The sequence below is a fragment of the Aquabacterium sp. genome, assembly GCF_021768455.1.
GTDB lineage: Bacteria > Pseudomonadota > Gammaproteobacteria > Burkholderiales > Burkholderiaceae_C > Aquabacterium.
This window is the reverse complement of sequence record NZ_JAIZVX010000239.1, coordinates 1-3301: the sequence shown is the minus strand read 5'-3', so window position 1 is coordinate 3301 and position 3301 is coordinate 1. Positions and strand designations below refer to the sequence as shown.

Sequence of the window (3301 nt, the reverse complement as noted above, 5' to 3'; positions counted from 1 at the left end):
CAAGGACCCGCTGGCCGGCCCGCTGCGCCTGGGCGTGATCTACACCATCGGCCCCTACCTGCTGCCCGATCTGGTGCGCAACGCCATCGCCCGTGTGCCCCAGATGCCGCTGATGCTGCAGGAGAACTTCACCGTCAAGCTGCTGGAGATGCTGCGCGCCGGTGAGCTTGACTGCGCCATCCTGGCCGAGCCCTTTCCCGAGACCAACCTGGCCACCGCCCCGCTCTACGAAGAGCCCTTCATGGTGGCCGTGCCCAAGGCGCACCCCTTTGCGCAGCGCACCTCGCTCAGCGCCGAAGAACTCAAGCGCGAGACGATGTTGCTGCTGGGCGCGGGCCATTGCTTCCGCGACCACGTGCTCGAGGTCTGCCCGGAGTTCGCCCGCTTTTCGAGCGACGCCGAAGGCATCCGCAAGAGCTTCGAGGGCTCGTCGCTCGAGACCATCAAGTACATGGTGGCCGCCGGCATGGGTGTGACCGTGGTGCCGCGCCTGTCGGTGCCGCCCGCCCTGGTCGACAACCAGTCGAACCTGGTCTATGTGCCCTTCGAGGCGCCGGTGCCCACACGCCGCGTGGTGCTGGTGTGGCGCCGCAGCTTCACGCGTTACGAGGCCATCGCGGCCCTGCGCAACGCGATTTACGCCTGCCCGCTGGAGGGCGTGACCCGCTTGTCGGCCTGATCGTTCGGGTCGGCATCCGGTGCATCGAAGCAGTCGATCACGGTGAAGTAGAGCGAGGCGTAGAAGCTCGCCGCGACCCACATGCCCATCGACAGGGCCAGGACGCTCACCACCGTGGGCTCGCCCAGCAGGCCACCCAGCAGCTGGGTGACCAGGCCCAGCAGCACCATCACGCCGCCCCAGGCCAGACCGTAGACGGTGAAGGCGCCCAGGTTGCGCCAGCTGGCCACGGCGCTGAAGAACAGGGCCTTGCCCACCGGCATGCGCGCCCACAGCACCAGGGCCGGGGTGTGCCAGAACAGCAGGCTCACGGGCAGGGTCAGGCCCATGCGCCAGAGCACATCCTGCTGCACCAGGGGGTTGGCCAGCACCTCGCCGGTGTCCTTGGCGGCCTCGAAGGCTTCCGACAGCACCTCGGCACCCGGGCCCAGCAACTGGGCCAGCTGCATCACCACCAGGGTGGCCAGCACGTAGGCACCGCCCAGCTTGGCAAAGGCCTGGCGCGGGCTGTCGGCGCTGCGCAGCGGTTCGATGAAGACCGAGGGCGTGACCCGCTCGCCGGCCAACGCCCGCCGGGTGGCCAGCATGAAGCCCATCCACACGATCGGCATCAGGCCCACGACCAGCAAGGGGCCCACGATGGGCAGGCCGATGAGCAGCAGGGCCGCGCAGGCCACCATGCCCAGCAGGCCGACCAGGTTGAAGGGCTGCTTGCGCGCCATCAACAGGCCCTGGCGCACCCAGAACAGGCCCTGGCTGGGTTTGACGATGCGCAGCTTCATGCCGAGGCCGATCCGGCGCGCTGGTAGGACCAGGGATGCTGGCAGCGCTGGCGCAGCACGCGCTCGAAATGGGTGGGGTCGTGGGGCTGGAGCATGGCGGCGTCGCGCGGGAGGTGGAAGTCCCAGAGGCGGGAGGTCCAGAAGCGCAGGGCCGCGGCGCGCAGCAGGGCAGGCATCAGGGCGCGTTCCTCGGCCGTGAGCGGGCGCACGGCGTCGTAGGCGGCCACAAAGGCCTGGGCGCGGGTGTCGTCAAGCGCGCCCGTGGCCAGGTCGATGCACCAGTCGTTCAGGCACACGGCGATGTCGAAGCCGAAGGTGTCGACGCCGGCAAAGTAGAAATCGAAAAAGCCGCCCAGATTGGGGCCGTCGAACATCACGTTGTCACGGAAGAGGTCGGCGTGCACCGGGCCGCGGGGCAGGGCCTGGTAGGTCGGCGTGGCGGCCAGGGCCTGTTGCTCGGCCAGGGCCTGCTGGATCAGCGCGGCCTGCTCCGGCGTGAGGTGGGGCAGCACCACAGGCACGGTCTCGGTCCACCAGGGCAGGCCACGCAGGTTGGGCTGGCTCAGGGGGTAGTCCAGGCCGGCCAGGTGCATGCGTGCCAGCATGGCCCCCACCTGGGCGCAGTCGGCCGCCTGGGGGGTGAGCTGGTTGCGGCCCTTGAGCTTGGTCACCACGGCAGCGGGCTTGCCCTTGAGGCTGTGCAGGATCTCGCCTTGGGCATCGGCCTGCGGAGCGGGCACCGGGATGCCGCGCTGCGCCAGGTGGGCCATCAGCTTCAGGTAGAAGGGCAGTTGCTCGGCACTCAGGCGCTCGAACAGGGTGAGCACGTAGTCACCCCGGTCGGTGCTGACGAAGTAATTGGTGTTCTCGATGCCCGAAGCCGCGCCCTGCATGGTGTGCAGCGTGCCCAGGTTCAGGGTGGAGAGCAGGCCCCCCGCTTCGGACGGAGAGACTTCAGTGAAAACGGCCATGGGACAGGTCGGACATCGGGGAGGCGGAGGCCCGCGCCCAGGGCACCAGCGGGCCGGGGAACAGATCGCGACGAATTGACGCGGGCTGTGCCCAGGCTTAGGCGTTAACCCTGGCGGGCGGGGGAAGACGAGGGTCAGATTGTAGAAGCCCCTGTGGCAGACTTTCTTCAAGCCGAGCCGCATGGCCCCATCCCTTCACGGGGTGGCCGCGCTCTCCACCCCCTTTTTGCTCTCAGCCCCCACTGACCCACGCACCATGAGCCGCTTTGCCAAGTCTCCGCTTTCCGCTCTGACCCGTTCCGCCGTGTGCACCGGGGCCATGCTGGGTGCCCTGCTGGGTGGGGCTGCGCAGGCCGACACCCTGGGCAGCATCAATGGGCTCCATGTCTACGGCGGTGCCTCGGCCGGCTTTGGCGTGGCCTCGCGGGCCTGTGGCGAGGCCGTGGGCTGCAACCGTGCCAACTTCAGCCAGAAGATGTTCGGCGGGGTGCGCATGACCCCCTCGCTGGCGGCCGAAATCAATTACTTCTACTTCCGCCCGCTGGACAAGGAATACAGCCCGGCCACCAGCGCCGCCACCGGTGTGGTCGCCGAGCGCGAGCAGGCCCGCACCATCACCCTGGGCATCAACTGGGAGACCGAGTTGCTGCAGGACTTCACCAACCACATCCGCCTGGGCGTGGCACTCACCAAGCACAAGAACACCCTGACCCTGGCCAATGGCGAGACCCAGACCGTGCGCGAGCACCGCAATGCCCCCTACCTGGGCCTGGGCCTGTCCTACCGCGTGAGCGAGCCGCTGCGCCTCTTCAGCCACGCCGACTTCATCATGGACGGCCACGACAGCCGCACCTACCTGGGCGTGGGCG

The 3301-nt window shown here is 68.7% G+C and carries 4 protein-coding genes; 2 read left to right on the top strand and 2 right to left on the bottom strand.

Features of this window, described 5'->3' with window-relative positions:
- Window positions 1–679 (top strand): LysR substrate-binding domain-containing protein (locus QZ994_RS19185; RefSeq protein WP_290877508.1); only part of this gene is annotated, 679 nt, incomplete at its 5' end.
- On the opposite strand, the gene QZ994_RS19180 is transcribed toward QZ994_RS19185, so the two are convergent.
- Entirely contained in the window at window positions 637–1461 is an 825-nt protein-coding gene (locus QZ994_RS19180) for a BPSS1780 family membrane protein (protein WP_290877505.1), read from the bottom strand. The two genes, QZ994_RS19185 and QZ994_RS19180, sit on opposite strands and share 43 nt — an antisense overlap.
- Window positions 1458–2432 (bottom strand): homoserine kinase, encoded by a 975-nt coding sequence (locus QZ994_RS19175; RefSeq protein WP_290877502.1) that lies wholly within the window; start codon window positions 2430–2432, stop codon window positions 1458–1460. Before QZ994_RS19175 ends, QZ994_RS19180 begins: the two co-directional genes overlap by 4 nt.
- A gap of 256 nt (window positions 2433–2688) precedes the next feature.
- On the opposite strand from QZ994_RS19175, the gene QZ994_RS19170 reads away from it, so the two are divergent.
- A partial coding sequence (locus QZ994_RS19170; RefSeq protein WP_290877499.1) for a hypothetical protein occupies window positions 2689–3301 on the top strand: 613 nt, incomplete at its 3' end.

Coding starts and splice junctions, on each gene's coding strand:
- QZ994_RS19180 (WP_290877505.1), bottom strand. CDS start 1,461: ATGAAGCTGCGCATCGTCAAACCCAGCCAGGGCCTGTTCTGGGTGCGC.
- QZ994_RS19175 (WP_290877502.1), bottom strand. CDS start 2,432: ATGGCCGTTTTCACTGAAGTCTCTCCGTCCGAAGCGGGGGGCCTGCTC.